26 protein-coding genes are annotated in these 23507 nt (G+C 63.6%); 7 read left to right on the top strand and 19 right to left on the bottom strand.

Annotated features, from left to right (window positions below; all coding sequences use genetic code 11):
* Window positions 1-321 precede the first annotated feature (321 nt).
* Together recJ and FQ664_RS07995 are read right to left on the bottom strand one after the other, a co-directional pair.
* Window positions 322-2031 (bottom strand): single-stranded-DNA-specific exonuclease RecJ, encoded by a 1710-nt coding sequence (gene recJ / locus FQ664_RS08000; RefSeq protein ID WP_144171438.1) that lies wholly within the window; start codon window positions 2029-2031, stop codon window positions 322-324.
* Between the two features lie 8 nt (window positions 2032-2039).
* On the bottom strand, window positions 2040-2582 hold the full coding sequence (locus FQ664_RS07995; protein ID WP_144171436.1) for a YaeQ family protein: 543 nt from the start codon (window positions 2580-2582) through the stop codon (window positions 2040-2042).
* A 131-nt stretch (window positions 2583-2713) separates the two neighbouring features.
* On the opposite strand from FQ664_RS07995, the gene FQ664_RS07990 reads away from it, so the two are divergent.
* Complete coding sequence (locus FQ664_RS07990; protein WP_144171434.1) at window positions 2714-3913, top strand: CaiB/BaiF CoA transferase family protein; 1200 nt, start codon at window positions 2714-2716, stop codon at window positions 3911-3913.
* 20 nt (window positions 3914-3933) lie between these two features.
* On the top strand, window positions 3934-4809 hold the full coding sequence (locus FQ664_RS07985; protein ID WP_144171432.1) for a TIGR02285 family protein: 876 nt from the start codon (window positions 3934-3936) through the stop codon (window positions 4807-4809).
* 168 nt (window positions 4810-4977) lie between these two features.
* Here the strand turns inward: FQ664_RS07985 and FQ664_RS07980 are convergent, their stop codons facing one another.
* The 12 genes from FQ664_RS07980 to ffh all read right to left on the bottom strand — a co-directional run bounded on the left by FQ664_RS07980 (window position 4978) and on the right by ffh (window position 14878).
* Complete coding sequence (locus FQ664_RS07980; RefSeq protein ID WP_144171430.1) at window positions 4978-5259, bottom strand: DUF3509 domain-containing protein; 282 nt, start codon at window positions 5257-5259, stop codon at window positions 4978-4980.
* A 79-nt stretch (window positions 5260-5338) separates the two neighbouring features.
* A complete protein-coding gene (locus tag FQ664_RS07975; protein ID WP_144171428.1) occupies window positions 5339-5758 on the bottom strand; it encodes an ANTAR domain-containing protein in 420 nt (139 codons plus the stop codon).
* 220 nt (window positions 5759-5978) lie between these two features.
* Window positions 5979-7388 carry a threonine synthase gene (gene thrC, locus FQ664_RS07970; protein WP_144171426.1) on the bottom strand — a complete coding sequence of 470 codons (1410 nt, stop codon included), beginning with the start codon at window positions 7386-7388 and terminating at the stop codon, window positions 5979-5981.
* A 58-nt stretch (window positions 7389-7446) separates the two neighbouring features.
* Window positions 7447-8751, bottom strand: a complete 1305-nt coding sequence (locus FQ664_RS07965; protein ID WP_144171424.1) for a homoserine dehydrogenase — start codon at window positions 8749-8751, stop codon at window positions 7447-7449.
* 83 nt (window positions 8752-8834) lie between these two features.
* Complete coding sequence (locus FQ664_RS07960) at window positions 8835-9578, bottom strand: thioredoxin fold domain-containing protein (RefSeq protein WP_144171422.1); 744 nt, start codon at window positions 9576-9578, stop codon at window positions 8835-8837.
* 153 nt (window positions 9579-9731) lie between these two features.
* Window positions 9732-10628, bottom strand: a complete 897-nt coding sequence (gene xerD, locus FQ664_RS07955; protein ID WP_144171420.1) for a site-specific tyrosine recombinase XerD — start codon at window positions 10626-10628, stop codon at window positions 9732-9734.
* Between the two features lie 170 nt (window positions 10629-10798).
* A complete protein-coding gene (locus FQ664_RS07950; protein WP_144171418.1) occupies window positions 10799-11206 on the bottom strand; it encodes an acyl-CoA thioesterase in 408 nt (135 codons plus the stop codon).
* A gap of 93 nt (window positions 11207-11299) precedes the next feature.
* Window positions 11300-11650, bottom strand: coding sequence for a 50S ribosomal protein L19 (rplS, locus tag FQ664_RS07945; protein WP_003252148.1), 351 nt, complete (start codon window positions 11648-11650; stop codon window positions 11300-11302).
* A gap of 42 nt (window positions 11651-11692) precedes the next feature.
* Entirely contained in the window at window positions 11693-12445 is a 753-nt protein-coding gene (trmD, locus tag FQ664_RS07940; protein ID WP_003252146.1) for a tRNA (guanosine(37)-N1)-methyltransferase TrmD, read from the bottom strand.
* 3 nt (window positions 12446-12448) lie between these two features.
* On the bottom strand, window positions 12449-12985 hold the full coding sequence (rimM, locus tag FQ664_RS07935) for a ribosome maturation factor RimM (RefSeq protein WP_144171415.1): 537 nt from the start codon (window positions 12983-12985) through the stop codon (window positions 12449-12451).
* Between the two features lie 5 nt (window positions 12986-12990).
* Window positions 12991-13242 (bottom strand): 30S ribosomal protein S16, encoded by a 252-nt coding sequence (gene rpsP, locus FQ664_RS07930; protein ID WP_003259424.1) that lies wholly within the window; start codon window positions 13240-13242, stop codon window positions 12991-12993.
* Window positions 13243-13501: 259 nt separating this feature from the next.
* Entirely contained in the window at window positions 13502-14878 is a 1377-nt protein-coding gene (ffh, locus tag FQ664_RS07925) for a signal recognition particle protein (protein ID WP_144171413.1), read from the bottom strand.
* 324 nt (window positions 14879-15202) lie between these two features.
* Here ffh and FQ664_RS07920 point away from each other — a divergent pair, with 324 nt between their 5' ends.
* The 3 genes from FQ664_RS07920 (at window position 15203) to FQ664_RS07910 (ending at window position 18803) form a co-directional block, all read left to right on the top strand.
* Window positions 15203-16012, top strand: a complete 810-nt coding sequence (locus tag FQ664_RS07920; protein WP_144171411.1) for a cytochrome C assembly family protein — start codon at window positions 15203-15205, stop codon at window positions 16010-16012.
* A 9-nt stretch (window positions 16013-16021) separates the two neighbouring features.
* Window positions 16022-17227: a transporter associated domain-containing protein gene (locus FQ664_RS07915; protein WP_144171409.1), complete on the top strand. Its 1206-nt coding sequence runs from the start codon at window positions 16022-16024 to the stop codon at window positions 17225-17227.
* A 274-nt stretch (window positions 17228-17501) separates the two neighbouring features.
* Complete coding sequence (locus tag FQ664_RS07910; RefSeq protein WP_144171406.1) at window positions 17502-18803, top strand: MFS transporter; 1302 nt, start codon at window positions 17502-17504, stop codon at window positions 18801-18803.
* 32 nt (window positions 18804-18835) lie between these two features.
* Here the strand turns inward: FQ664_RS07910 and purT are convergent, their stop codons facing one another.
* From purT to FQ664_RS07880, 5 genes are all read right to left on the bottom strand, one after another.
* The gene (gene purT, locus FQ664_RS07905; protein ID WP_144171404.1) at window positions 18836-20017 is read right to left on the bottom strand and encodes a formate-dependent phosphoribosylglycinamide formyltransferase; all 1182 of its coding nucleotides are present in this window, start codon (window positions 20015-20017) and stop codon (window positions 18836-18838) included.
* A 76-nt stretch (window positions 20018-20093) separates the two neighbouring features.
* Window positions 20094-20561 carry a VUT family protein gene (locus FQ664_RS07900; protein ID WP_144171402.1) on the bottom strand — a complete coding sequence of 156 codons (468 nt, stop codon included), beginning with the start codon at window positions 20559-20561 and terminating at the stop codon, window positions 20094-20096.
* Window positions 20562-20893: 332 nt separating this feature from the next.
* Window positions 20894-21088, bottom strand: a complete 195-nt coding sequence (locus FQ664_RS07890; protein ID WP_144171398.1) for a DUF1289 domain-containing protein — start codon at window positions 21086-21088, stop codon at window positions 20894-20896.
* On the bottom strand, window positions 21081-21605 hold the full coding sequence (locus FQ664_RS07885; protein WP_144171396.1) for a gamma carbonic anhydrase family protein: 525 nt from the start codon (window positions 21603-21605) through the stop codon (window positions 21081-21083). Before FQ664_RS07885 ends, FQ664_RS07890 begins: the two co-directional genes overlap by 8 nt.
* A gap of 44 nt (window positions 21606-21649) precedes the next feature.
* Window positions 21650-22249 carry a CoA pyrophosphatase gene (locus FQ664_RS07880; protein ID WP_144171394.1) on the bottom strand — a complete coding sequence of 200 codons (600 nt, stop codon included), beginning with the start codon at window positions 22247-22249 and terminating at the stop codon, window positions 21650-21652.
* A 124-nt stretch (window positions 22250-22373) separates the two neighbouring features.
* Here FQ664_RS07880 and FQ664_RS07875 point away from each other — a divergent pair, with 124 nt between their 5' ends.
* Together FQ664_RS07875 and FQ664_RS07870 are read left to right on the top strand one after the other, a co-directional pair.
* A complete protein-coding gene (locus FQ664_RS07875; protein WP_144171392.1) occupies window positions 22374-22925 on the top strand; it encodes an NUDIX hydrolase in 552 nt (183 codons plus the stop codon).
* A gap of 22 nt (window positions 22926-22947) precedes the next feature.
* Window positions 22948-23502: a L,D-transpeptidase family protein gene (locus FQ664_RS07870; RefSeq protein WP_144171390.1), complete on the top strand. Its 555-nt coding sequence runs from the start codon at window positions 22948-22950 to the stop codon at window positions 23500-23502.
* Window positions 23503-23507 lie beyond the last annotated feature (5 nt).

Raw genomic sequence — 23507 nt, 5'->3', positions numbered from 1 at the left:
TTCTGGATGGGGCGCGCGGGGGGTTGGCATGAGGATGATGGCGCCTGGGAGATCGAGCGCCGCCCGCGCGGCGCATCGCGAGCTGCGCTCGCTCCTACGTTTGTTTCGGGCCAGTTATTCCTGTGGGATTTGCGCGCGAACGCTTTGGCGCATGACGTGACATCGTGTCGTACGAACCAGGCGGTCGCGCGCGCCTGTCACAGGCGTGACTGGCCCGAAACAAACGTAGGAGCGAGCGCAGCTCGCGATGCGCCGCGCGGGCGGCGCTCGATCTCATAAGCGACACCCTTCCCGAGGCAGGCACCTGGCAGAGACTTACAGTCAGCGCGGCTCCATATGGGCAATCATCAATTGCACACTTTCATTGCCACGAAACTCGTTCACATCCAGTTTGTAAGCCAACTCGACCCAACGCACCGTCGGGTTCGGCCACACTTCGCGGTCAATGCCAAAGGCAATGCCATCCAGCCGCACCGAGCCGCACTCGCTCTTGAGCACCACCTTCAGGTGCCGCTCGCCCACCACGCGTTGCTCCACCAGCTGGAACACGCCATGGAACAGCGGCTCGGGGAAGTGTTGGCCCCAAGGACCGGCATGGCGCAGGGCCTTGGCCAGGTCGAGGTGAAATTCCTCCACCGCCAGGCTGCCATCGGACAACAGCCGGCCTGTCAGGTCCTCTTCGCATAACTGGCGCCGCACTTCTTCGTCGAACGCCTGGGCAAATGCCGGGAAATTGGCCTCGGGCAACGACAACCCGGCGGCCATGGCGTGGCCGCCGAACTTGCTGATCAGTTGCGGGTGACGCGCCGCCACGGCATCCAGCGCATCGCGAATATGGAACCCCGGCACCGAACGCGCCGAGCCTTTGAGCATGCCGTCACCGGCATCGGCGAAAGCGATGGTCGGCCGGTGATAGCGCTCCTTCAGGCGCGAAGCCAGAATACCGATCACCCCCTGGTGCCAGTCGGCATCGAACAGGCACAGGCCGTACGGCATCGACTCGACCGGCAGGTCCTTGAGCTGGGCCAGGGCCTCGCGCTGCATACCCTGCTCGATGGACTTGCGGTCCTGGTTCAGGTCATCCAGTTGCTGGGCCATGTCCTGGGCCAGGGCCGCATCCTCACACAACAGGCATTCGATGCCCAGGCTCATGTCATCCAGGCGCCCGGCAGCATTCAGCCGTGGGCCGAGGATGAAACCGAGGTCGGTCGAGGTGATGCGCCGGTGATCGCGGCGGGCCACTTCGAGAATGGCCTTCAACCCCGGGCGGGCACGGCCGGCGCGAATGCGCTCCAGGCCCTGATGCACCAGGATGCGGTTGTTGGCATCCAATGGCACCACGTCGGCGACGCTGCCCAGGGCAACCAGGTCGAGCAATTCGCCGATGTTCGGCTGCGGTTGCGTTTCGTAGCGCCCCAGGCTGCGCAGGCGCGCACGCAGGGCCATCAGCACATAGAAGATCACCCCGACCCCGGCCAGCGCCTTGCTCGGGAAACTACAGCCCGGCTGATTGGGGTTGATGATGGCATCGGCGTCGGGCAACTCCGCGCCCGGCAGGTGGTGGTCGGTGACCAGCACCTTGAGCCCGGCGGCCTTGGCGGCAGCCACACCGTCGACGCTGGAAATGCCGTTGTCCACGGTGATCAGCAGCTGCGGCTGGCGTTGCAGCGCCACCTCGACGATTTCCGGGGTCAGGCCGTAGCCATACTCGAAGCGGTTGGGCACCAGGTAATCGACATGGGCCGCACCCAGCAGGCGCAGGCCCAGCACGCCGACGGTACTGGCAGTGGCGCCGTCGGCATCGAAGTCGCCGACGATGAGGATGCGCTGGCGCTGGTCGAGGGCCTCGACCAACAGGTCCACGCCAGCCTCGATGCCCTTGAGCTGCTGGTACGGCAGCAGGCGCGCAAGGCTTTTGTCCAGCTCGGCCTCGCTCTGCACGCCACGCGCGGCGTACAGGCGAGTCAGCAAGGGGGGCAGGTTACCCAGGAATGGCAGGGTCGGCGGCAGGGGGCGAGGTTCGATACGCATGGGTTGTTTCAGCCGCGCTCACCTAGCAGCCACTGCAACTGGACTTCATGCTGGCCACGATCGTCGGTGACGAATACGGTACCTTCGCTGATCATCACGTCCCATTTGATGCTGCGCGGCATGTCGGTGGCCAGGGTCTCCAGTACCTCTTGCGGCACCGCGGCGATGCTCAGGTTCTTCAGGTTCTTGACCGCGCCCACCACCTTGCCCTCCCACACCCGCAGGCTGCCGTATGCCAGCAGGCTAGTGCGTTCGGTGCGACGCGAGCACCAGGTCAGGCGGTCGGCATCCGGTTGGCCGACTTCGATCCAGTGCAGCACGCGGTCGTCCAGGCTCTTTTCCCACAGCGCCGGTTCATCGACATCCGACAGGCCGCGGCCAAACGACAAGTTCTCGTTGTACCAGAGCGCATACGCCAGCAGCCGAACTGCCATGCGCTCTTCGGTTTCCGAAGGGTGGCGCGCGATGGTCTGCTTGACGCTTTCGTAGACGTTGCGATCAAGGTCGGTGAGATTCAGTTCGAACTTGTAGGTGGTGGACGGCTGGGCCATGGTCGACGGGCTTCGTGCAAAAGAAAAGTGGCACAGTCTAACCCATCCGCACCTTCCATGCGCCGCAGCAGTACCCGGCGAAACCGACGTGTGATAAAACCACGGCTCTGCCCAACTGCCACGGATGCCCCATGTCGACGCCCAGCAAACCCCTCGCCGGCCTCAAAGTTGTCGAACTCGGTACCCTGATCGCTGGCCCGTTCGCCTCGCGCATCTGTGCCGAATTCGGCGCCGAAGTGATCAAGGTCGAATCGCCCGATGGCGGCGACCCGTTGCGCAAATGGCGCAAGCTGTACGAAGGCACCTCGCTGTGGTGGTTCGTGCAGGCGCGCAACAAGCAGTCGCTCACCCTCAACCTCAAGCACCCCGAGGGCCGCGAGATTCTCAAGCGCCTGCTGGCCGAAGCCGACATCCTGATCGAGAACTTTCGCCCGGGCGTGCTGGAAAAGCTCGGCCTGGGCTGGGACGTGCTGCACGCGCTCAATCCGCGCCTGGTAATGGTGCGCCTGTCGGGTTTCGGCCAGACCGGGCCAATGAAGGACCAACCGGGCTTCGGCGCCGTGGGCGAGTCGATGGGCGGCCTGCGCTACATCACCGGCTTCGACGACCGCCCACCGGTGCGCACGGGCATTTCCATCGGTGACTCGATTGCTGCCCTGTGGGGGGTGATCGGCGCACTGATGGCGCTGCGGCACCGGGAAGTCAACGGTGGCCAGGGCCAAGTGGTGGACGTGGCCCTGTACGAAGCGATCTTCGCCATGATGGAAAGCATGGTCCCGGAGTTCGATGTGTTCGGTTTTATCCGCGAACGCACCGGCAACATCATGCCGGGCATCACGCCCTCCTCCATCCACACCAGCGCGGACGGCAAGCATGTGCAGATCGGCGCCAACGGCGATGCGATCTTCAAGCGCTTCATGCAGGCCATTGGCCGCCCCGACCTCGCCGACGACCCGACTCTGGCCACCAACGATGGCCGCGACCTGCGCCGTGACGAGCTGTACGGGGTGATCGACCGCTGGGCCAACAGCCTGCCGCTGGAGCAACTGATGCAGGTGCTGAACAGCGCCGAAGTGCCGGCCAGCCGTATCTACTCGGCCGAGGACATGTTCAACGACCCGCAATACCTGGCACGCGAAATGTTCCTGCAGGCCAAACTGCCGGACGGCAAGCCGTTCCGCATGCCGGGCATCGTGCCCAAGCTGTCGGACACTCCCGGCTCCAGCGAGTGGGTCGGCCCGGCGCTGGGCGAACACACCGAGGCGCTGCTCAGTAACCTGGGCTACGACGCGGCGGCCATCGCCAGCCTGCGCGCAGCAGGCACAGTCTGACCCTGGCGCTGCCCTGGTCCATGCGTGCTGCCCGTTGCCTACGTCAGCTGGCCCTGCTGTGCGGGCTGCTGCCCACATTGCTGCTGCAGCCTGCCAGCGCCAAGGAGCGCATCTTCTGGCTGGCGCGTGACCTGCCGCCGTTCACCATTTTCGAAGGCCCGGAGCAAGGCCAGGGGGTGATCGACCAGCTGTTGCCCCTGCTGATCGGGCAGATGCCCGAATACGACCACAGTATCGTGCGGGTCAACCGCGCCCGCAGCATCCAGATGCTGCAAGACCGCAACAGCTTCACCTGCGACCCGACCTTGCTGTGGACACCGGAGCGCGCCGAGTATGTGCACTTTTCCATTTCATCACTGGGCGTGCTCAGTGGCGGCGTGGTGTTGCGCAAGGACAGCCAGAAACTGGTGGCGCCTTACCTCGCCGGCCAGGAGGTAGACCTGCATGGCCTGCTGAGCAAGCCCCCGCAGAAGCTGGGGGTGGTCGCCGGGCGCAGCTACGGCACGCAGATCGACGCCATCCTGCGCCAGTTACCCGACACCGCGCTCATTCACCACTACGGCAACGACGCCACCGCCAACCTGCTGCAGATGCAACAACTGGGGCGCCTGCGCCTGGTGCTCGGCTACTGGCCTGAAGTGCGCTACCTGATCGAGCAGCAAGGCGGGGCACTGGCTGATTATCGGTTTCATCCTGTGCAGGGGGTGAACCACTACCAGTTTCTGCATGTGGGCTGTTCGCGCAACGCGCTGGGGCGTGAAGCGATTGCCCACATCGACCAGTTGCTGCCTGCCCTGCGCCGGGATGTGTTGCCGGGGTTGTACGCACGCTGGCTGGACCCGGCCTTGCAGGAAGACTACCTGGAAGAGAGCCGGCGCTTCTTCGAAGACCACTGATTGCCTGTTCCGGCGATAGGGCCGGTGCAGGCAAGACCAAAAGAAACCCCGGACGCTGGGGAGAAACGCCCGGGGCCAAGCGAAAGTCCTGGAGGACTTCTCGTGACAGTCCTGCCAGCGCCGGAGCAAAGCACTGGTCAGGCTGCACTACAGTCTCTGATAAACCACTCAGGCAAAGGTTCCATGGGGTTGCTGGCGTTGCTGCAACGCCGCGATCACACAAGGTTGCAAACGCCCTTCGGCGATCTGCAGGTCACGGTGGAGGCCATCCACCAGGTCGATCAACAGGCGTTGTTCCTGCAACTGGCGCTCGCTGACCGTGCGCCGCAGTGTGATGCCGGCGAGGCGGTCGTGAACGGTCAATTGGCGATTGCCCAGGGCATCGGCGACGCCGAGGTGGGTCTGGTAGGGGGTCAGGGCTTCGTTGAGCAGTCTGCAGATTCTTTCCATCCGGATCACTCGCTGCGTGGTGGGCTATAGAGGAACTGACCAACAGACGCAGCGGAAAGTTCGTTACACCGCGGCTGCTTCAGTGAGCATGCTGGGCGGACGTGACAGTTTGAATACGCCGCCAGGGACGCACCTGCATTGCTTGCAGGGCACGCTGCAGGCGTGGCATCGAAAGCGGCCAGGGCAGCTCGGCGAGCACCCACAACCCGCGGCTTCTGGCCTCTTGGGCAAGGTTGCGGCGCCTGGGGGTAGCCTGGCCGACAAACAGCAAAGCGCGTGTTCGATGCTGCTGTTCGAGCAAGGCAAGTCCGGCCCGGGTTGGCATGCCGTGGTCAAGGATCAGCAGGTCGGGGCAGTGATCGGCGCTCAGGCAGGCGTCGAGGTCTGCGCTGGTTTCGCTGATGCGCACATGGAAAATGCCCTGGGCGTTGAGGGCCTGGTGCAGGAGGATCTGATGGGATGGGCGAGCCTGGTGGATCAACACGTAGGGCTGGTGCATGAGCCGCTCCTGGTGGGAGGACCGGCTAATTTATGCTTGGCGCGGGGCGCCCTGAATAGGATATTTCTGATTGAGCAGTGGGAGGATTCGGAGAATCAGGGCTGCTCTGCAGCCCATCGCCGGCAAGCCAGCGCCCACAGGGACTGCACATGATCTTGGGTCTATGCGGTCGGGGTGCAAGCTGGCTTGCCGGCGATGGGCCGCAGAGCGGCCCCGATGTTTACAGAGGCTTGCCGCGGTTACCATGCTGGCTGACAAAGCCCTGCACAGCCTTCAGGTCATTGGCCAACACCGTGCAACGCTCTTCACGGCTGAACAGGTCGCTGAGGTGCGCAGGCAGTTCCAGCGCCTTGCCCACACCGGCCTTCTCCACCGCGTCCGGGAACTTGACCGGGTGCGCGGTACCCAGCACCACCATTGGCGTGTCCAGGCTGCGGCGGCACTCGCGGGCGGCCTTGACGCCAATTGCGGTGTGCGGATCGAGCACTTCACCGGTAGCGGCGAACACTTCGGCGATGGTCTCGCAGGTTTGCTCGTCGCTGACTGCCAGCGAGTCGAACAGCTTGCGCGCTTCGGTCCAGCGGTCTTGCTCGACACTGAAGCCGCCACCTTGCTTGAAGTTGGCCATCAGCTCGGCAATGGCGCCACCGTTGCGGCCGTGCAGGTCGAACAGCAGGCGCTCGAAGTTGGACGAGACCATGATGTCCATCGACGGCGACAGGGTCGCGTGCAGGGCTTCCTTGACGTACTGGTTGCCGCTCATGAAGCGGTGCAGGATGTCGTTGCGGTTGGTGGCGACGATCAGCTGGCTGACCGGCAGGCCCATGTTGCGCGCCAGGTAGCCGGCGAAGATGTCGCCGAAGTTGCCGGTCGGCACCGAGAACGCCACGGAACGCGCCGGGCCACCCAGCTGCAGGGCTGCGTGGAAGTAGTAGACGATCTGGGCCATGATCCGCGCCCAGTTGATCGAGTTGACCGCAACCAGGCGGGTGCCCTTGAGGAACGACTGGTCGGCGAAGCTGGCCTTGACCATTTCCTGGCAGTCGTCGAAGTTGCCTTCAATGGCGATGTTGTGGATGTTGTCGCCAAAGATGGTGGTCATCTGCCGGCGCTGCACTTCCGACACGCGCTGGTGCGGGTGCAGGATGAAGATGTCGACGTTGTCGCAACGGCGGCAGCCTTCGATGGCGGCGGAACCAGTGTCACCGCTGGTGGCGCCGATGATCACCACGCGCTCGTTGCGCTTGGCCAGCACGTGGTCGAGCAGGCGGCCGAGCAGTTGCAGGGCGAAGTCCTTGAACGCCAGGGTCGGGCCATGGAACAGCTCCAGCACCCACTCGTTGCTGTTCAGTTGACGCAGCGGGGCAACTGCGGCGTGGGCGAACTCGCCGTAGGTTTCTTCGAGGATCTTCTTGAAGTCGGCGTCGGCGATGCTGCCTTCGACGAACGGGCGCATCACCCGGAAGGCAAGTTCGTGGTACGGCAGGCCGGCCCACGAGGCGATTTCTTCCTGGGTGAAGCGTGGCAGGTTTTCCGGGACGTACAGGCCGCCGTCGCTGGCCAGGCCAGCCAGCAGGACGTCTTCGAAATTCAGGGCCGGTGCCTGGCCGCGGGTACTGATATAGCGCATGGGTGCAAACCTTCGATGCTGGGGCCGGGGCCGCGCTGGCGGCCCGCCGGCACTATTGTTAGTTGAGCTGCTCGACGCGAATGCGCACGACCTTGCCGACCACGTCCTGCAGGGCTTCCAGGGCGACGATGGCGTCGTTGATACGCTGCTCGACCACGCCATGGGTCAACAGGATCATCGGCACCAGGCCGTCCTGTTCCTCGGCTTCCTTCTGCATGATCGACTCGATGTTGATACCACGCTCCGAGAGGATGCTGGCCACCTGGGCCAGTACGCCCGGGTGATCCTTGGCCTGGATGCGCAGGTAGTAGGCGCTTTTGCAGGCTTCGATCGGCAGGATCGGGTGGGCCGACAGCGAATCCGGCTGGAAGGCCAGGTGCGGCACGCGGTTTTCCGGATCGGAGGTCATGGCACGGACCACATCGACCAGGTCGCCGACCACCGACGAAGCGGTAGGCTCCATGCCGGCACCAGCGCCGTAGTACAGGGTGGAACCGGCGGCGTCGCCGTTGACCATGACCGCGTTCATCACGCCGTTGACGTTGGCGATCAGGCGGTCGGCCGGGATCAGCGTCGGGTGCACGCGCAGTTCAATACCTTCGGCAGTGCGGCGGGCCACGCCCAGGTGCTTGATGCGGTAGCCCAGGGCCTCGGCGTAATTCACGTCAGCAGTGGTCAGCTGGGTGATGCCTTCGGTGTAGGCCTTGTCGAATTGCAGCGGGATGCCGAACGCGATCGAGGCGAGGATGGTCAGCTTGTGCGCGGCATCGATGCCCTCAACGTCGAAAGTCGGGTCGGCTTCGGCGTAACCCAGCGCCTGGGCTTCGGCCAGCACGTCCGGGAAGGCACGGCCCTTCTCACGCATTTCGGTGAGGATGAAGTTGCCGGTGCCGTTGATGATGCCAGCCAGCCAGTTGATGTGGTTGGCCGACAGGCCTTCGCGGATGGCCTTGATCACCGGGATGCCACCGGCCACGGCCGCTTCGAAGGCGACGATCACGCCCTTCTCGCGGGCCTTGGCGAAGATTTCATTGCCGTGCACGGCAATCAGCGCCTTGTTCGCGGTGACCACGTGCTTGCCGTTTTCGATGGCCTTGAGCACCAGTTCGCGGGCCACGGTATAGCCACCGATCAGCTCGATGACAATGTCGATCTCCGGGTTGCTCGCAACTTCGAACACGTCAGCGGTAATGGGGGTACCGGCAATCTGGCAGTTCGGGTTCTGCGAGCGCATGGCGATCTGTGCCACTTCAATACCGCGCCCGGCACGGCGGGCAATCTCCTCGGCGTTGCGCTGAAGTACATTGAAGGTTCCGCCACCGACGGTCCCCAACCCACAGATGCCTACTTTGACCGGTTTCACTGTGAACTCCCCATTGAACGGCCGACACCTATGCCGACCGTGTAACATGCCGTCACCCCATGACGACGGCGTACTGAATTGGATTACTTGGCCAGTGCCAGCTTGGCAACCTGTGGTGCCGGCTGGTAGCCCGGAATGACCTGGCCACTTTCAAGGACAATCGCCGGCGTGCCGTTGACGCCGATCGACTGGCCCAGCTGGAACTGCTTGCTGACCGGGTTGGCGCACTTGGCGGCCTTGATTTCTTCACCCTCGACCATCTTGTCCATCGCCGCACGGCGGTCGCTGGAACACCAGACGGCCTGCAACTGCTGGTCACCCGGCGAGCCGAGGCCCTGGCGCGGGAAGGCGACATAGCGCACTTCGATACCACGGCGGTTGAGCTCGGGCACCTCGGCGTGCAGCTTGTGGCAGTACGGGCAGGTGGTGTCGGTGAACACGGTGATGTGCGACTTGGTCTCGCCCTTGGCAGGATAAACCACCATCTCGGCGGCTGGAATGCCGTTGATGAGCTTGGCAATACCCAGACGCTCGGTCTTCTCGGTGAGGTTGACCGGCTTGCCGTCCTGGATCTGGAACAGGTAGCCCTGCATCACGAACTGGCCGTCGCCGCTGGCATACAGCACGCGACCGCCCTGCAGCTTGACTTCATACAGGCCGCTGACCGGGCTGCTGGCCACGCTTTCGACGGGCACTTCCAGCGCGAGGTTCTGCAACGACTTACGGATGGCCTGCTCGGCAGCGGTATTGTTGTCGGTTGCCGCGGCAACGGCAAAGGTACTGGCCAGCGCCAACGCGGCGGCGGCGAAAAACTGGGTCACGCGCATGGGAACTCCTGAAGGCGGACAGGGGCCGGAGGGCGCCACCCGCGGAAAATACGCGGTGACCGTGCGGCCCTTGGTGCAAACCGCCCAAGCCTACCACATCACACCGCCGGTGAAGGGCCTTGCAAGGGCCGGTCGGCGGAACATGAAAAACATTCATCCACGTGGGTGGTGCTGGGCGTGCAGTTGCTGCAGGCGTGCCTTGGCGACATGGGTGTAGATCTGCGTGGTCGACAGGTCACTGTGGCCCAGCAGTAGCTGTACCACGCGCAGGTCGGCGCCGTGGTTGAGCAGATGCGTGGCAAAGGCATGGCGCAGGGTATGCGGCGACAGCGGTTTGTCGATGCCGGCAACCCGGGCATGGTGCTTGATGCGATGCCAGAACGTCTGACGGGTCATCTGTTCGCCGCGCTGGCTGGGGAACAAGACATCGCTGGGGCGGCCATTGAGCAGTTCGGCGCGGCCATCGCGCAGGTAGCGCTGCAGCCACAGCACAGCCTCCTCGCCCATGGGTACCAGGCGCTCCTTGCTGCCCTTGCCCATCACCCGCAGCACGCCCTGGCGCAGGTTGACCTGGTCGAGGGCCAGGCTGACCAGCTCGGTAACCCGCAGACCGCAGGCATAGAGCACTTCGAGCATGGCGCGGTCACGCTGACCGATGGCCTCGCCCAGGTCCGGGGCTTGCAGCAAGGCTTCGACGTCGGCTTCGGACAGTGACTTGGGCAGTGGCTTGCCCAGTTGCGGCATGTCGACTAGCAGGGTCGGGTCGATGGCCACCAGCTTCTCCCGCAGCAGGTAGCGGAAGAAGCCGCGCAGGCCAGACAGGAAGCGTGCCGTGGAGCGTGGCTTGTAGCCCTGGTCGAGGCGCCAGGCCAGATGGTCGAGAATCAGGTCGCGACCGGCGTCAGGCAAGCTGACGCCGTGTTCCTGCAGCCAGCCGTTGAACAGGGCCAGGTCGCTGCGGTAGGACACGCGGGTGTTGTCGGACAGGCCCTTTTCAAGCCACAGGGCGTCGAGGAACTGGTCGATCAGGGGGTGGTCTAGGGCGGGCATTCGGGGCTGCTGGGTGTTGGAGGTGGCTTAGTGTTTCACAGCAGCATAATTGTTGTCTGTACTGGCCTCTTCGCGGCTAAAGCCCCTCCCACAGGGATATCACCGCCCTCGAGGTATGTGCGATCCCTGTGGGAGCGGCTTTAGCCGCGAAAGGGCCAGTGCAGGAGAACTCAGGCCTGGGGCAAAACCGGCACCGGCCGCTTGTCCTCATCGATGGCGACAAAGCTGAACACCCCATGGATCGCCCGCTCACGCCCGTCCAGGTACATGTTCTCGACGAACACATCCACCTGCACCTGCAAGCTGGTATTGCCCACCTTGATCACCGCCCCCACCAACTCGACGATCGAGCCCGCCGGGATCGGGTGCTTGAAGTCGATGCGGTCGGTGGACACGGTCACCAGCGGCAGGCGGCAGAAGCGCGTGGCGGCGATGAACGACACTTCGTCCATCCAGGCCAGGGCAGTGCCGCCGAACAGGGTGTTGTGGTGGTTGGTGGTGTTGGGGAACACCGCTTTGGTCACGCGGGTCACCGACAGCTCGGTGCGGCGCTGGATTTCCTGGTCTCGGCTAGTCATGGCAATCACATCTTCAGGGGGCAAAACGCAAAAAAGCAGCCCGAAGGCTGCTTTTTTCTCGCTAGGCGGCCTCGGCCACCGGGCAAACTGCACTCAGGACAGTTTTTCCTTGATGCGAGCGGCTTTGCCGGACAGGTCGCGCAGGTAGTACAGCTTGGCTTTACGCACGTCACCACGACGTTTCACGGCCAGGCTGTCGATTTGCGGGCTGTAGGTCTGGAAGGTACGCTCTACGCCAACGCCGCTGGAGATCTTGCGCACGGTGAAGGCGCTGTTCAGACCGCGGTTACGCTTGGCGATAACGACGCCTTCGAACGCCTGCAGACGGGAACGCTCACCTTCCTTCACTTTAACCTGGACGACAACGGTGTCGCCTGGTGCGAAGGTCGGGATTTCCTTGCTCATCTGCTCGGCTTCGAGCTGCTGGATGATCTTGTTGGTCATGCTGTGCTCCTAAGATGGATACGTGATCCACCATCGATACGTTTAACTATCGTCCCGCTCGCGGAGATATTCCTCGAGCAGCTTCTTCTCTTCTCCAGAAAGCGAGCGACTTTCCAGAAGATCGGCGCGTCGTTCGAAGGTCCTGCCAAGGGACTGCTTCATTCTCCAACGCCGGATGTGTGCATGGTTGCCACTTAGCAACACGTCGGGAACACGCTGATCCGCATACACCTCAGGCCGGGTGTAGTGCGGGCAATCGAGCAGACCGTCGGTGAAGGAATCTTCTTCCGCCGAGTCCACATGCCCTAACGCTCCGGGCAGCAGCCGTGTAACCGCATCGATCAGTACCATGGCCGGCAGCTCGCCACCGGAAAGCACATAGTCGCCAATCGACCACTCCTCATCGACATGAGCCTCGATAAAGCGCTCGTCGATGCCTTCATAACGACCGGCGATCAGGATCAACGATTCCTGTTCGGCCAGCCCTTTGACCGCCTGCTGAGTCAGCTTGCGGCCTTGTGGCGAAAGGTAGATCACCTTCGCCGCTGCTCCGGTCGCTTGCCTGGCGCTAACCAGGGCGTCTTCCAGAGGCTTGATTTTCATCACCATGCCCGGACCACCGCCAAACGGCCGATCATCCACCGTGTGATGACGATCTGTGGTGTAGTCCCGCGGGTTCCAGCAAGTCACCTGAAGCAACCCCTGTTTCACCGCGCGGCTGGTAATGCCGTACTCCGTGATGGCCGAGAACATCTCGGGGAACAACGTGATGACGTCTACGCGAAGGTTACCCATCGTTTAGAAGTCCGCGTCCCATTCAACCCGCATCACGCCTGCTTCCAGGTCGACGTCGAGCACGCATTGCGCCGTATAGGGCAACAGACGCTCGCGATCATCCAGGCTGCCTGCGCAGGGCTTGACCACCATTACATCGTTCGCACCGGTCTCCAACAGGTGATCGACCTTGCCGAACAGCTGTTCGTCCTGGTTGATGACCTTCAGGCCCACCAACTGGTACCAGTAGTACTCGTCAGCAGCCAGGTTGGGCAAAAGGCTCCGCGGTATGCAGATTTCGTAACCGCTCAGAAGACGGGCTTCATCGCGATCCTCGAGGCCTTTCAGCTTCACGACCAGGCCCTTCTGGGAGCCACGACCGTTGACCAGCTCGACCTGCTTTACCTTGCCTTCGTGCCGAAGCGTCCAGCGCGGATAATCCAACAGGTTTTCAATCGGATCGGTAAAGGAATACACCTTCACCTCGCCGCGAACGCCGTGAACCGAAAAAATCTTGCCAACGACGATGAGGTCGTCAGCCTTTTCTGGCGTCGCGTTCATACTGCTCAGGCAGCAGCCTTGGCCGCGTCCTTCAGCAGCTGAGCAACGCGCTCAGACGGCTGTGCACCCTGGCTCAGCCAGTAGTTGACGCGCTCTTGGTTGACCGACAGCTTGACTTCGGCGCCAGCAGCGATCGGGTTGAAGAAACCTACGCGCTCAACGAAACGGCCGTCACGGGCGTTACGCGAGTTGGTCACGGTCAGGTGGTAGAATGGGCGCTTTTTCGAGCCGCCACGGGCCAGACGAATGGTTACCATGTGAACATCGTTCCTATAGTCGGTGCTGCAGTTGATACAGCAGCTGGTACTGCAAATCTGAATGCCAAATAGGCACACGGGTGCCCAAAAGGCCGCATATTCTCGGGGAATACACGGACATTTGCAAATGACTTTTTCGGCAAGGCCCTGCCCTACCGTCCAGATCTGCCGGTTGAGCCGCGAAATCCGCGGCTGTTGCCCCGCTACAGCGGGGGTTCTGGGGGCCTGCCGGACAAACGGCAGGCCCCCGGAATAGGGGTTACAGCTTCGGCATGCCGCCGCCCGGCAGCATCCCGCCCAGGCCGCGCATCATCTTCGCCATGCCGCCCTTGGCGGAGAATTTCTTCATCATCTTCTGCATTTGCTTGTGCTGCTTGATCAGGCGGCCGACGTCCTGCACCTGGGTACCGGAACCGATGGCGATACGGCGCTTGCGCGAACCGCTGATCAACTCCGGATCACGGCGCTCGGCCGGGGTCATGGAGTTGATGATCGCTTCCATCTGCTTGAACTGCTTCTCGGCCGCGCCCTGGGCGTTGCCCATCTGCGACAGGTTGACCCCGCCGATGCTCGGCAGCTTGTCCATCAGGCCGCCGAGACCGCCCATGTTCTTCATCTGCTGCAGCTGGTCGCGGAAGTCTTCGAGGTCGAAGCCCTTGCCCTTCTTCAGCTTCTTGGCCAGCTTGTCGGCCTTGGCCTTGTCGATGTTCTGCTCGGCCTGCTCGATCAGGCTGAGCACGTCACCCATGCCGAGGATGCGCGAGGCGACGCGGTCGGGGTGGAACGGCTCGAGGGCTTCGGTCTTCTCGCCCATACCGATGAACTTGATCGGCTTGCCGGTGATGGCACGCACCGACAGCGCGGCACCGCCACGGGCGTCACCGTCGACCTTGGTCAGCACCACGCCGGTCAGCGGCAGCGCCTCGCCAAACGCCTTGGCGGTGTTGGCGGCATCCTGGCCGGTCATGGCGTCGACCACGAACAGGGTCTCGACCGGCTTGACCGCGGCGTGCAGCGCCTTGATCTCGTCCATCATGTCGGCGTCGATATGCAGACGGCCGGCGGTGTCGACGATGACCACGTCAATGAACTTCAGCTTGGCTTCGCGGATGGCCGCTTCAGCGATGGCCACCGGCTTCTGGCTGATGTCGGACGGGAAGAAGGTGACGCCGATGTCGTTGGCCAGGGTTTCCAGCTGCTTGATCGCCGCCGGGCGGTAGACGTCGGCGGACACCACCATCACGCTCTTTTTCTTGCGTTCCTTGAGGAAGCGCGCCAGCTTGCCGGCAGTGGTGGTCTTACCGGCGCCCTGCAGGCCGGCCATCAGCACCACCGCAGGCGGGGCGGCGTTCAGCGAGAGGTCTTCGTTGGCCGCGCCCATCAGGCTTTCCAGCTCGGCCTGGACGATCTTCACGAACGCCTGGCCCGGGGTCAGGCTGCGCGACACTTCGGTGCCGACTGCACGGTCCTTGACGCTGTTGACGAAATCCTTGACCACCGGCAGGGCAACGTCGGCCTCGAGCAGGGCCATGCGCACTTCGCGCAGCGTGTCCTTGATGTTGTCTTCGGTCAGCTTGGCCTTGCCGGTGACATGGCGCAGCGTCTGTGACAGGCGGTCGGTCAGGTTTTCGAACATGGTGATCCTTTCAGGCCCAGTAAAAGCCGAGGTTTGTCAGGCGCCCAGGGGGAATGCATACCCGCCGGGCACAGCAAGGCGGCGATTATAGCGAAGTGCGGCGGCGGCGCACACCTTGGCGGCGGTATGGTAGATAATCGGTGGCTGTGCCGGCCTCTTCGCGGGTGAACCCGCTCCCACAGGGTCCTCACCACATTCGAAGCCGGCGCTGTACCTGTGGGAGCGGCTTTACCCGCGAATGCCGCGACGCGGTCTGCCAGTCTTCCTAGAGCAGCGGAATCTATGCCACACTCCGTCTCTTTAAAGGCTCGCCAACCAGGACTTATGTTCTCCTCACCCAGCCTCATCCCCAACCTGATCGCCGCCGGCCTATATATAGCTGTGGCTATCTACCAGGGTTCTTACCTTGCCCAGAACCGCAAGGCCGACAAGCGCCTGCTTGCCCTGCTGGGTACCTTCGCGGTGCTCGCCCAGGCCGGTGCGCTGTTCTTCCAGCTGATCACCCCGCTGGGCCTGAGCCTGGACTTCTTCAGTGCCGCCAGCCTGATCGCCGTGGCAGTCATCGCCCTGACCCTGCTGGCCTGCTTGCGCATACCCGTGGAAAACCTGCTGGTGCTGCTGTTCCCGCTGGGCGCGGTGACCGCGCTGCTGGCCCAGTTCGCGCCCCCCGGCACGGTGCCGCTGGTCAATGAAGAACCGGGCATCCTCGCGCATATCCTGCTGTCGATCCTGGCCTACGGGCTGTTCACCATCGCGGTGTTCCAGGCGCTGCTGTTGCTGCTGCAGGACCGCCAACTGAAGAACAAGCACCCGTCCGGGCTGATCCGCAACTTCCCGCCGCTGCAAACCATGGAAAGCCTGCTGTTCGGCTTCCTCTGGGCCGGCTGGTGCCTGCTGTCACTGTCGCTGATCTCCGGCTGGCTGTTCCTCGACAACCTGTTCGCCCAGCACCTGGCACACAAGACCCTGCTGGCCTGTGTTGCCTGGGTGGTGTTCAGCGTGCTGCTGTGGGGCCGCACCCGCCTGGGCTGGCGTGGCCACAAGGCCATCCGCTGGACACTGGCCGGTTTCTGCCTGCTGATGCTGGCCTATTTCGGCAGCAAGCTGGTTCGCGAATTCATCCTGCATATCTGACGGCCGCCCATGAATACCCTGCCGTACGCACCGCTATTCGGCACCTTGGCACTGGCGCTGTTGTGGTCGGCGCTGTTCACTGCAGTAGATGCCGCCCGCCTGCAACTCAATGGCGCCCTGCGCGCCGGCGAGGACGGCCAACCCGTGCTGCCGGCCCAGGCCCTGGTGCTGTGCGCCAGCCTGGGCAAGCTGCTGGTGCTGGGCCTGGCCTGCCTGGTCGGTCAGCGCCATAGCGGCGAGCACGGTTTCTGGCTGGCCGGGTTGGCCGCCACCCTCACTTTGCTGGTGTTTGCCGAATACCTGCCGCGGCGCCTGGCCCGGCGCAACCCGCAGGCGTTCGTCAGCCTCGGTGCCAGCCTGCTGAAAGTACCCCTCGCCCTGCTGCAACCGCTGGCCTGCCTGCTGGATGGAATTGCCAAGCTGATCCTGCGTCCGTTCCGTGTGCAACCCACGGCCGTGGCCCTGCACCCGCAGGAAGCCGATGAGTTCGACGAGGACGAGGAACACGAAGCGCCGCGCCACGGCCTGCTCGACGGCCTGCAGTCACTGGACAAGATGACCGTCAATGACATCCTGGTACCGCGCAACGAAGTGGACGGCATCAGCCTCGACGAGCCGATCGAGCGCATCATCGAGCAGCTGATCGTCAGCCGCCACACCCGCCTGCCGGTGTACCACAGCGACATCAACCAGGTTGAAGCGATCCTCAACACCAAGCTGATCAGCCACCTGCTGCCCAAGGCCGAGCTGAGCCTGGAGACGCTGCTCGGCGCCTGCTACGAGCCCTATTTCGTGCCGGAGAGCACGCCCCTGCAAATGCAGCTGCTGAACTTCCACAAGCAGCAGCGCCGCCTGGGCGTGGTGGTGGACGAGTACGGCGAAGTGCTGGGCATCGTCACCCTGGAAGACATCCTCGAAGAGATCGTCGGTGAGTTCGAGGATGAACAAAGCCTGGACAACCCCCACGTGCACCCGCAGCCCGATGGCACCTTCGTCATCGACGGCACCGCTTCGCTGCGCGAGATCAACCGCAGCCTGGGCTGGCACCTGCCCTGCGACGGCGGGCCGAAAACCCTCAACGGGCTGGTCACCGAAGCGCTGGAAAGCATCCCGGAAAGCGCCGTTTGCCTGAAGATCGGCCGTTATCGCCTGGAAATCCTCGAAACAGAGGACAATTGTGCCAGCAAAGTACTGGTATGGACTGTGACCCGATAGCTATACTCGGGTCACGCTTACCCAGCCCCGCCGTCCCGCCTGCTACCCGCACCCGGCGCCCCACGGCCAGTCCGCTCCACTGACACGCCCTGCGGTCCTGCTTCAACACCCCGAACAGTGCCCGCCCCCGCCCCTATCCCCCTTGGGCTATCGTCAGTCGGGCGCAGACAACAACAAAACGCTCCGGCGTCCGCGGTGCCGTGCCTGCCCTTTTGCATTGCACGCCGCGGAGTCAATCCCATGGAGCCGGACCAGACTGTCAGGGACCTATTCAATGACTACCAGCAGCACCTATACCGAAGCGCCTGCCGCACCAGTCAACTCACCCGCGCGGGTAGCCACCGCCAGCTTCATCGGCACCGCCATCGAGTTCTACGATTTCTACGTCTACGCCACTGCCGCCGCCCTGGTGATCGGCCCGGTGTTCTTCCCGTCCGGGTCGGGCACCGCGCAGATGCTGGCGGCCTTCCTCACCTTCGGTATCGCCTTCCTCGCCCGCCCGCTGGGCTCGGCACTGTTCGGCCACTTTGGCGACCGTATCGGCCGCAAGTCGACCTTGGTCGCCTCGCTGCTGCTGATGGGCGTGTCCACCACGGCCATTGGCGTGCTGCCGGGCTACGACAGCATTGGTGTATGGGCGCCGATCATCCTCTGCCTTTTACGCTTTGGCCAAGGCCTGGGCCTGGGTGGCGAATGGGGCGGCGCGGCATTGCTGGCCACCGAGAACGCGCCGGAAGGCAAGCGCGCCTGGTTTGGCATGTTTCCGCAACTGGGCCCGTCGATCGGCTTCCTGGCCGCCAACGGCCTGTTCCTGACCCTGGCCCTGGTACTCAGCGACGAACAGTTCCGCGAGTGGGGCTGGCGCATTCCGTTCCTGCTCAGCGCCGCGCTGGTACTGGTGGGCCTGTATGTGCGCCTGAAGCTTGAAGAAAGCCCGGTATTCGTCAAGGCCGTCGCCCGCCACGAGCGGGTGAAAATGCCGGTGGTTGACCTGTTTGCCAAATACTGGCTGCCGACCCTGCTGGGCGCCGCGGCGATGGTGGTGTGCTACGCGCTGTTCTACATCTCCACGGTGTTCTCGCTGAGCTATGGCGTGACCACGCTGGGCTACAGCCGCGAGACGTTCCTTGGCCTGCTGTGCTTCGCGGTGGTGTTCATGGCCCTGGCCACACCTCTGTCGGCCTGGCTCAGCGACCGCTACGGGCGCAAACCGGTGCTGATCGTCGGCGGCGTGCTGGCGGTGGCCTCAGGCTTTGCCATGGAGCCGCTGCTGACTTCGGGGTCGACCGCAGGCGTGGCGTTGTTCCTGGCCATCGAGCTGTTCCTGATGGGCGTGACCTTTGCGCCGATGGGGGCACTGCTGCCTGAGCTGTTCCCGACTCACGTGCGTTATACCGGCGCTTCGGCGGCGTATAACCTGGGCGGCATCGTCGGCGCCTCGGCGGCACCGTTCTTTGCCCAGAAGCTGGTGAGCATGGGTGGGTTGAGCTGGGTCGGGGGTTATGTGTCGGTGGCGGCGGTGATCAGCCTGATTGCCGTGCTGTGCCTGAAAGAGACCCGCAATACTGCACTTTGAGTGATGGGGGCTGCTTTGCAGCCCCCATCGGATCAGAACTCGACCTTGACCGCCTGCGCAGCACGGGTCGCCTTGGCCCGCGCCGCTTCGACCGACTCGTCACGCGCCAGGCACACGCCCATGCGGCGAGTACCGTTGATTTCCGGCTTGCCGAACAGGCGAATGGCGGTATCCGGCTCGCTCAGCGCCGCGCCCAGGTTGGCAAAACTGGTCTGCTGCGACTGCCCCTCGGGCAAGATCACCGCCGAAGCCGAAGGGCCGAACTGGCGCACTGCCGGAATCGGCAGGCCGAGAATGGCTCGGGCATGCAGGGCAAACTGCGACAGGTCCTGGGAAATCAGGGTCACCAGGCCGGTGTCATGCGGGCGTGGCGAGACTTCGCTGAACCACACCTGGTCGCCCTTGACGAACAGCTCCACGCCAAACAGGCCACGACCGCCCAGGGCATCGGTGACCGCTTTGGCCACCCGCTGCGATTCGGCCAGCGCCTTCGGGCTCATGGCCTGTGGCTGCCAGGACTCCTGGTAGTCGCCCTTCTCCTGGCGGTGGCCGACTGGCTCGAGGAAGGTGGTGCCACCGACATGGCGCACGGTCAGCAGAGTGATTTCGTATTCGAAGTCGATGAAGCCCTCGACGATGACCCGGCCTTTGCCGGCGCGGCCGCCTTCCTGGGCGTAGGCCCACGACTTCTGCAGGTCGGCATCGCTGCGCAGCAGGCTCTGGCCCTTGCCCGACGAGCTCATCACCGGCTTGACCACGCACGGGTAGCCGACATCGGCCACGGCCGTGGCGTAGTCTTCGTAGGTGTCGGCGAAGTGGTACGGCGAGGTTGGCAGGTCCAGCTCTTCGGCGGCCAGGCGACGGATACCTTCGCGGTTCATGGTCAGCTGGGTGGCGCGGGCGGTCGGCACCACGTTGAAACCTTCGTTTTCCAGCTCGACCAGGGTGGCGGTGGCGATGGCTTCGATTTCAGGGACGATGTAGTGCGGCTTTTCGGCCTCGATCACGGCGCGCAGGGCCACACCATCGAGCATGTTGACCACGTGGCTGCGGTGCGCCACCTGCATTGCCGGGGCATTGGCGTAGCGGTCGACGGCGATCACTTCGACGCCCAGGCGCTGCAGCTCGATCACCACTTCCTTGCCCAGCTCGCCACAGCCGCAGAGCAGTACACGGGTCGCAGTGGGCGACAAGGGGGTTCCGATACGGGTCATTTCAGGTCCTCGAAGGCGTCCGGGGCCGCACCAGGCTTGGCGCCGCCCGCTGAAAAAGGACCATTATTCTACACCATCAACCCGCCACGGCGGCCCGCCGGGCGCGAAATGCCATGGCCAGCCACACGGCGGTGACACCGGCGAATTTCGAGGCCATGGCGGTACCGATCACGGCAGGGGTCAAGGCACCGATCATGCCGAAGAAGATGAAGGTGTCCACCGGGATGCTCAGCGCCGAGCTCAGCCACAGGCGGTCGCGCAGCGGTCGGCGGGTGATGCTGAACACCAGCCAGTCGATCAGTTCGGAAATGAAGAACGCGGTGGCGCTGGCCAGGGCGATGGCCGGGTCCGAGGTGACATAGGACAGCACCAGCGCCACCAGCATGGCGACCAGAGCGCCATGGCCGAAGCGGGTCTGCACCATGTCGCGCAGGATGAACACCAGGCCGCCCCAGGCGGACCAGATGATGTCCAGGTGCGGCGCGCTGGAAAAGGCGTAGTTGATCAGCACTACGCTGCTGATGTAGGCAATCAGATAGAGCATGGCGGGTAGTCTGTGGGCAAGCGGCACAGATTACCGCTGGCTTGTTCGCGGGTAAACCCGCTGCCCCAGCCCTTTGGGCTGCGCTGTCGCATAGAGAACTGAATTCGCAAGCGGTCCGTGCATCCTGTGGGAGCGGCTTTAGCCGCGAAGAATCCAACGCGGTGCATGGCACCGGCTGCGCCGGTGTTCGCGGCTAAAGCCGCTCCCACAGGGGCCCTGCTAATTCAACGAGTTATGTGCAGTTCTATGAGAGCGGGTTTACCCGCGAACAAGCCAACTCGGTGGATGGCACCGGCTGCGCCGGTGTTCGCGGGTGAACCCGCTCCCACAACCTACAGGATGAGGCCAGCCTCTAGCGCTCGTTCATGGCAACGCTTCAGCACTGCCCGGCGCTCGTCATTGTCCATCCGCGCCCAGCGGCCGATCTCGGCCACGGTACGCTGGCAGCCGGTGCAGACATCCTGCTCGTCCAGCGCGCAGATGCTCACGCACGGCGAGGCCACCGGCCGCTCCACAACATCACTCATCGTCAACCACCAACTCCCGTGCATAACGCTGGGCATTGTGCACGTAATGCGCCGCACTGGCTTCGAGCATGCGCTTCTGTTGTTCGGTCAGCTCACGCACCACCTTGCCTGGCGAGCCCATTACCAGTGAACCGTCGGGAATCTCCTTACCTTCTGCAATCAACGCATTGGCGCCGATGATGCAGTGCTTGCCAATGCGCGCGCCATTGAGGATCACCGCGTTGATACCGACCAGGCTGTAGTCGCCCACCGTGCAGCCATGCAGCATGGCGTTGTGGCCAACGGTCACGCCCTTGCCCAAGGTCAGCGGCGAACCCATGTCGGTGTGCATCACCGTACCATCCTGCACGTTGCTGCCCTCGCCAATGTCGATCAGCTCGTTGTCCCCGCGCAGCACTGCGCCAAACCACACGCTGGCATTGGCCTGCAGCCGCACCTTGCCGATCAGCGTGGCGTTGGGTGCGGCCCAACTGGTGGGGTGGTTCTCGACCCGCAGGTCGCCCAGGCGGTATTTCATGCTTGCTCCTCAGGCTGCAACGCAGACGACGGGGTTGGCCCCGCTCAGTTTTCGATGTAACGCTCAGGGGGCTGGTGCAGGCTGATGCCGGCATCGAACAGCAGGTTGACCAGTTCGACGATCATGATCGCCGACAACCCCCAGATCTTGTATTCGCCATACCGATAGCTAGGCACATACCAGCTGCGCCCCTGGTAATCGATACGGTGGGTATGGTCGCGCGGGTCCTGTCGGAAGAATTCCAGCGGCACGGTGAATACTGCCGCGATCTCGGCATCATTGGCGCGGTATTGGACAAAATCGGGGATAAGCCCGACGAATGGCGTCACTTTCAGGCCGTGCAGCGAAATCAGCGGGCTGAGCGGGCCGATCACTTCCACCAGGCCTGGCGGCAGGCCGATTTCTTCTTCGGCTTCACGAAGTGCGGTGAACACCAGGTCCGGGTCTTCCGGGTCGCGGCGGCCACCGGGAAAGGCCACTTCGCCACCATGGGTGGACAGGCCCTTGGCGCGCAGGGTCAGGACCAGCTCGGGCGCTTCGCTGCGGGTAATGGGCAAAAGGACCGCCGCTTCGGGGAACCGTCGGTCGATTTCCAGTGATGCGGGTTGGTGGTTGCTCATTCGGCGAAGTAGCTCGTCCAACATTGCGCACGCTCGTATCCAAGGCCTGTCTTGCATGATGCACCAAAGGCGCGAAGCACCCAAGCCCCGTGCGCTTGCGGCGGCCCGGCCGGCGCACCAAGATAGCCCAGAGCAAAAGGAACGACACATGAAATTCTGCAGCGCGTGCGGCCAGCCGGTCACTCAGCGGATTCCCGAGGGCGACAGCCGCCTGCGGTATGTCTGCGAGTCTTGCCAGACCATCCACTACCAGAACCCCAACATCGTCGCCGGCGTGTTGCCGACCTGGGGCAGCCAGGTGCTGCTGTGCCGGCGCGCCATCGAGCCACGCCGCGGCTTCTGGACCCTGCCCGCCGGTTTCATGGAGAACGGCGAAACGCTCGACCAGGCGGCCCGTCGCGAAACCGTCGAGGAAGCCTGCGCCCGGGTCGCCAGCATGAGCCTGTACCAGCTGTTCGACCTGCCACACATCAACCAGGTGCACGTGTTCTTCCGCGCCGAGCTGGCAGACCTTGATTTCGCTGTCGGTGTCGAGAGCCTGGAGGTGCGGCTGTTCGAAGAACATGAAATACCGTGGGGCGAACTGGCTTTCCGCACCGTCACCCGCACACTAGAATGCTACTATCGCGACCGCATCGGGCAGCACTACCCCATAGGCCATGAATACCTGCCGCCGATGAACGTCTCGACCACTACCTAGAAGCCTTCAGGGATACCGTTACATGCGCTGGTTGCTTGCCCTTTTCTGCCTTTGCGTTACCTCGGTGTCCCAGGCGGCCTTCACCGAGACCATCATCCGCAAGCCCCAGCCGGCAGTGCAAACACCCTCGCCTTCGCAGCAGGCCATGCAGCCGTTGATCGACAAGGTGCTGGTGATCAAGTCCGAACGCCGCCTGCAGTTGATCAGCCGCGGCGAACCGCTGAAAACCTACCGCATCTCGCTGGGCAAGCAGCCCAAGGGCGCCAAGGAACGCGAGGGCGACAAGAAAACCCCCGAAGGCCTGTACTGGCTGGACTGGCGCAAGCAAAGCGACCGTTTCAACCTGGCCATCCACATCAACTACCCGAACATCACCGATGCCGCCCGGGCCAGCCGTGAAGGGGTGAGCGCCGGCAGCATGATCATGATCCATGGCACACCGATCAACGACGAGTACCCGGAGTGGTACTTCCATACCCTGGACTGGACCGATGGCTGCATTGCCATGCGTAACCGCGACATGCAGGAAGTGTGGGACCTGGTACGGGACGGGACGTTGATCGAGATTCGGCCTTGAGGTTT

The sequence above is a fragment of the Pseudomonas persica genome, assembly GCF_900291015.1.
In the GTDB taxonomy this organism is placed as follows: domain Bacteria; phylum Pseudomonadota; class Gammaproteobacteria; order Pseudomonadales; family Pseudomonadaceae; genus Aquipseudomonas.
The sequence above is the reverse complement of the archived record's forward strand: the minus strand, read 5'-3'. Positions and strand labels throughout refer to the sequence as shown.